Raw genomic sequence first — 5,335 nt, forward strand, 5'->3', positions numbered from 1 at the left:
TGTGCTCTATCCAGCTGAGCTACGTAGACATCTCTCTTGACTGCTCATGTATAATAACATGCCAAGAGATGTATTGCAAGTGCTTTTTTACATAAAAATACGCATTATTTACACAAAAATATAAAAAAAATGTGTATTATTCAATATAATTTAAATATCACAAATTATGAAACTCAGGAATCATTTTATTATATGTACAGTACTGTTTAAATCCTAATGCTTTTAACTGCTTTTTAGTATCTTCTATATAGGCACCTAAATGATCTTTTTGATGACTATCACTCCCTATTATGATAATAGTACCACCAAGTTCTAAATAAAGTTTTAGTATATCTTTAGAAGGCATTAAATCATCTAGTTTATAGCGTACTGATGATGTATTGATTTCAATTCCTTTGCTATCTTTTATAACTATTTGAAGAATCTTTGTAATGATATCCTTATGCTTATTAAAGCTATCATAGCCATCATGATCATCATAACGCTTCATGAGATCCATATGACCTAGAACACTATAATTTTTATAGTTCTTTACTACATCGTATAATTCCTGGTAGTATCGTGTATAATATTCTTCTTCAGTTCTCCCTTTTTGATAATCTCCTGTCCAGAATTCTAAATCATCTACCTGATGAATAGAAAGAATAATAAAATCAAAGGGATAAGCTTTAAATAATGCTTCATATTGGGGAATTGTATGTACCTGGATACCAAATTCTAATCCTAGCTTTAGTGTAATTTGATCTTTATACTTTTCTTTTATATACAGATATTCCTTATAATACTTAGGATAATCAACATTGGTTATAGGTTGTCCATTGAGATATACAGGACCAAGAGGATCATCTACATCTCTTTTAATGCCATAATCTACATGATCAGTAAAACCTAATTCTTTAATTCCTTTTTTTATACTATCCTTTACAACTTTTTCCATTTCATATACAGAATCATCACTATAGATAGTATGTACATGATAATCACATAACATATTTGTTCACCTCATTATTATCTTAGCATGAAAAAAGGATGCGTGAACATCCTCTTATTAAGAAATTCTACCGTTCTTCATTTCATAAACAGTATCTGCAATATTCATTGTAGATGCTCTATGTGATACAAGAACAATTGTTTTTTGTTTTGAAGATTCTTTTAATGATTTCAAGATAATACCTTCATTGAGTGAATCTAAGTTAGATGTTGGTTCATCCATAAGAATCATTGGTGCATCATGTAGGAATGCACGCGCAATTCCAATTCTTTGTTTCTCGCCACCTGATAATGTATCACCTAACTCCCCTACTTCTGTATCATAGCCTTTAGGTAAAGCCATTATAAAATCATGAATAGAAGCTTTTCTGCAAGCTTCCATGATTTCTTCATGAGTAGCATCTTTTTTCGCAATCGCAATATTATTTGCGATAGAGTCATGGAAGAGATGAGTTTCCTGTGTGATATAGCTTTCCATATTACGTAAATGTTTTATAGGAATCTGTTTGATTTCTTCTTCATCTACAGTAATAGAGCCTTGATTCACGTCCCAGAAACGCATTAATAATTTTAGTATTGTAGATTTACCAGAACCACTCACACCATGTATTCCTGTAATCTTACCTGGTTCTAGTTTTAATGAATAATCATCTAGGATTGTTTCATCATCATATGAGAAAGTAACATGATTAAGTGCAGCTCCTTTAAAGGAATCATTGCTTTCTTTGTCTCCTTCTACTTCTTCTACAAGAGGCTTTTCTTCAAGAAGTGAAAGAACACGTTCACCACTTGCTAAGGTTTGATTGAGGTTATTAGAAAGACTTGATAAAGCGACTACGGGACCAAATGAACCCATCATCGATAAAGTACATGTAATAATACCTTCAAAACCTAATTCATGATTAAGATAAAGGAATAGCGTTAAGAAAAGCATACCAAATGAAGCTAAAAGAATAACTGTATTTGTGATAGAACGTTGAGCTCCTTCTCTATAACTTAAGTATTCCTGCTGTTTTGCAAGTTGTTTAGAACGTTCAATGATTTCCTGTTTTCTTTCTTCACCCTGATTATATTGGATTGTTTCATCTAGTCCACGTAAGGAATCCAATACAAAACTGTTTAATTCACCAAAATTATTACGAAAACTCATCCCTTCAGCACTTCCCAGCTTGCCATTAATAACCGGAATAATCACACCAACAATAATATAAGCTGCTAGTGCAAGTAATCCAGCTAAATAATGATAATGTCCAATAAAGAGCACCATAAATAAAGAAGTGAGGAATGCCATACAGATAGGAGAAAGAGTATGTGCATAAAATACTTCTAGTAATTCTATGTCTGTAGTAATAATAGAAATTAGATTTCCTTTATCACGAGATTCTAGCTTAGCAGGGCATAGTTTCTGCAATGCTTCAAAGACCTTATGACGAATAATGGCAAGTAATCTAAAGGCAATATAATGATTGCAGTATTGTTCGAGGTAATGCAAAATACCACGTAATAAAGCAATCGCAATCATTATAGTCAAGATTGTTTTAACAGGCATAAAGACAAGACGTGGATTTCTTATGCGAAAAAATAATTGTGGAATGAGTCCGTGAGCAAGTACCTGCCCTGCAAGGATAGTCAGGAAGATCGCACATAAATAGCCAATAGTACCAAGCAGAACGGCAGCAATCATAAAAATAAGGAGTGGTTTAACTAAACCAATCAACTGACCCATAATTTGAACAGCACTTCTACGATTTGTTTTATTCATTATACAGTTCCTTTCTTTCCGTAGTTTTCTAAAGCCATCTGTGCTTCATATAAATGTTTATAGGCACCATTCTGATTCATTAATTCAGTATGTGAACCATGTTCTTTGATTTGTCCATCTTGTAAGAAGTAGATATGATCACTCTTTACTACGTTGGCAAGTCTATGAGAAATAAGTAATACAGTTTTTGTTTTGGCTAATTCATGAATGACATTCATGATCAGTTCTTCACTTTCAATATCAATATTAGAAGCTGCTTCATCAAGGATATAGACAGATACATCCTTTTTAAGTAAAGCACGAGCAATAGCTAATCTTTGACACTGACCACCCGATAAGTTAGATGCTTTTTCTAATAGTTTTGTTTTTATACCATCTTGTGAGTTAAGAAATCCTAAAAGATTTACTTTGTCTAGTACTGCTTCCATTTCTTCTTTTGTAGCATGAGAATCTGCCATACGAAGATTATCTTCTACAGTCCCTTTAAATAAATAACTGTTATGTCGAATTAATACAACATGTTTCATTAAATCTTTTTCATTGACATCCTTTAAGGGAGTACCACCAATTGTGATATCACCTGTATATCCTCTATTCTTTCTAGCAAGAATACCAGCAATTGTACTCTTGCCACATCCTGATTCTCCAACTAATGAGATAAAGGATCCTTTTTGTAATGTCATATCAATACCCTTTAATATTTCTCTATTCTCTTCATAAGAGAAATGAACATCCTTCAATAAGATATCTAAACTATGATCAGACAATACTTCTTTTCCAAAACTTATTTCAGGAATATCAAGAATTCTAAAGATTTTATCACTCGCTGCCATCCTATTCATTGCAATATGGAAAAAAGATCCAAGTAGTCTTAAGGGAAGGAAAAATTCACTGGCTAGAAGAATGATACAGAGAGTATCCTGCATAGTAATATGTCCATGAAGATATTCTAATAAAGCAATAATCATTCCTACTGCAGCACCACTATAAGCGACAATATCCATCACACTAATAGAATTGAGTTGCATAGTTAAAACCTTCATAGTAATCTTACGGAATTTTTCGGATTCTTGATCCATTTCTTCTGCTTTCATCTTATCTGCTTGATATATTTTAAGAGTTGTTAGTCCTTGTAAGTTTTCTAAGAATGAATCTCCAAGTCCTGTATAAGTAGACCAATAGTTACTTAATAGTTTTTTCGCAAACTTCTGTACAGCTACTATAGACATAGGAATAAGTGGTACACAGATTAATAATACGAGACTTGCTTTTAGATTTACCCGGCTTAATATAATGAATAATGTGATTGGTGCAATTAAGCTATAAAATAATTGAGGGAGATACTTGCTAAAATATGTTTCTAATTGTTCTACTCCTTCTGTATACACCTGTACCACTTCAGAAGAAGATACATATTCATTATAAGATGCTCCGAGTTTAAGCATCTTATCATAAATCTTTTCTCTTAATATACGTTTTACATCCACACTAGCTAGGTATGATGTACGAGCACTCATACGTTCACATGTATAGCGAATCACTATGACTCCTAGTAATAATAAAAATTTAGATTTAAGATGACTTATAGTAAGCGTATTATTCAATACATGACCCAATAAGTCTGCAATAGTAAATACAGCAGTGATCTGTGCGAGTAATGAAATCCATTGCCAGAATACTGTATAAACAATATATTTTTTAGAATGTGACAACAATTGTATCAATCTTGTTTTAATCATTTTAATATCCTTTCTTTTATAGTACATAGCATATGCCATAAAGCTGTTTTAGGGGCATAGATGATCATTCTAGGGCCACTAAAACGCATGACCTTTCTGATTTTTTCTCTCATCTCAGGCCTATAACAATGCACTTTGCAATGCGCACAGAATGTCTTTTCTGCCATAAAAGGACATCTTTGACTACGTGCTTTTGCATAATTGACTAATTCCTCACATTCAGAACATAACTCTTTTGTATGATGATTTTTCTTACAATAGATATGAATCATCTTTTCAATCGTTTCCTGTTCTTTAATCCTCTTTTTTTCTACTTTATTCATTGATTATTTCTTCTTTCTTTATCGTCTTGACTTGGAAAAAGAAATAAAGAATATGGAAGACCCAGACAATCGCAATACATATTCTTCCTACAGGTACATTTTTCATACAGATGAACCCTATTAACATAATAGCTGTAACCATACCCATGATCTCACATTTAGTCATTAATGTCATAGATCTGTTTTGTACAAAACTATCTAAGTGTTTTTTATAAAGGTTTGTGTGCGTAAACCAGTGGTGAAGCTTATCTGAACTTTTCGCAAAACAGAATACAGTTGCCATATAAAAAGGAACAGTAGGTAAAATAGGAAGTACAATTCCTAAAGTACCAAGTATCAAAAATATAAATCCTAGTAGTATCCAAATAATTTTCATAGTCATCTCCTTAATTAGTCTCAACTAATAATAGTTAGTGTTATCGAACTGATAATTATTATATGTGAGATGCTTTACTAAAGCAACACATATATTTATGAAAAAAAGTGCTTGCATTATGTAAAAAGTCATGGTATTATACATG

At 32.1% G+C, this 5,335-nt stretch carries 5 protein-coding genes and 1 tRNA gene (1 of these 6 running past the window's edge); all 6 read right to left on the reverse strand.

Annotated elements, in window-relative coordinates; genetic code table 11:
- Nucleotides 1-29 (reverse strand) — tRNA-OTHER (locus QVO42_RS07770) (it extends 98 nt beyond the left edge of the window).
- Between the two features lie 128 nt (nt 30-157).
- On the reverse strand, nt 158-991 hold the full coding sequence (locus QVO42_RS07775; RefSeq protein ID WP_022425559.1) for a histidinol-phosphatase HisJ family protein: 834 nt from the start codon (nt 989-991) through the stop codon (nt 158-160).
- Between the two features lie 57 nt (nt 992-1,048).
- The gene (locus QVO42_RS07780; RefSeq protein ID WP_022425560.1) at nt 1,049-2,752 is read right to left on the reverse strand and encodes an amino acid ABC transporter ATP-binding/permease protein; all 1,704 of its coding nucleotides are present in this window, start codon (nt 2,750-2,752) and stop codon (nt 1,049-1,051) included.
- Nucleotides 2,752-4,491: an ABC transporter ATP-binding protein/permease gene (locus tag QVO42_RS07785; RefSeq protein ID WP_022425561.1), complete on the reverse strand. Its 1,740-nt coding sequence runs from the start codon at nt 4,489-4,491 to the stop codon at nt 2,752-2,754. The genes QVO42_RS07780 and QVO42_RS07785 overlap by 1 nt, the downstream gene beginning before the upstream one ends.
- Nucleotides 4,488-4,814 (reverse strand): nitrous oxide-stimulated promoter family protein, encoded by a 327-nt coding sequence (locus QVO42_RS07790; protein ID WP_022425562.1) that lies wholly within the window; start codon nt 4,812-4,814, stop codon nt 4,488-4,490. Before QVO42_RS07790 ends, QVO42_RS07785 begins: the two co-directional genes overlap by 4 nt.
- On the reverse strand, nt 4,807-5,190 hold the full coding sequence (locus QVO42_RS07795) for a YbaN family protein (RefSeq protein WP_022425563.1): 384 nt from the start codon (nt 5,188-5,190) through the stop codon (nt 4,807-4,809). The genes QVO42_RS07790 and QVO42_RS07795 overlap by 8 nt, the downstream gene beginning before the upstream one ends.
- Nucleotides 5,191-5,335: the final 145 nt, after the last annotated feature.

The organism is Catenibacterium sp. CAG:290, assembly GCF_000437715.1.
In the GTDB taxonomy this organism is placed as follows: Bacteria; Bacillota_I; Bacilli_A; order Erysipelotrichales; family Coprobacillaceae; genus Catenibacterium; species Catenibacterium mitsuoka_A.

Bases quoted from the DNA above. Each gene is read 5' to 3' on its own strand.
- QVO42_RS07775 (WP_022425559.1), bottom strand. From the start codon at position 991: ATGTTATGTGATTATCATGTACATACTATCTATAGTGATGATTCTGTA.
- QVO42_RS07780 (WP_022425560.1), bottom strand. From the start codon at position 2,752: ATGAATAAAACAAATCGTAGAAGTGCTGTTCAAATTATGGGTCAGTTG.
- QVO42_RS07785 (WP_022425561.1), bottom strand. From the start codon at position 4,491: ATGATTAAAACAAGATTGATACAATTGTTGTCACATTCTAAAAAATAT.
- QVO42_RS07790 (WP_022425562.1), bottom strand. From the start codon at position 4,814: ATGAATAAAGTAGAAAAAAAGAGGATTAAAGAACAGGAAACGATTGAA.
- QVO42_RS07795 (WP_022425563.1), bottom strand. From the start codon at position 5,190: ATGAAAATTATTTGGATACTACTAGGATTTATATTTTTGATACTTGGT.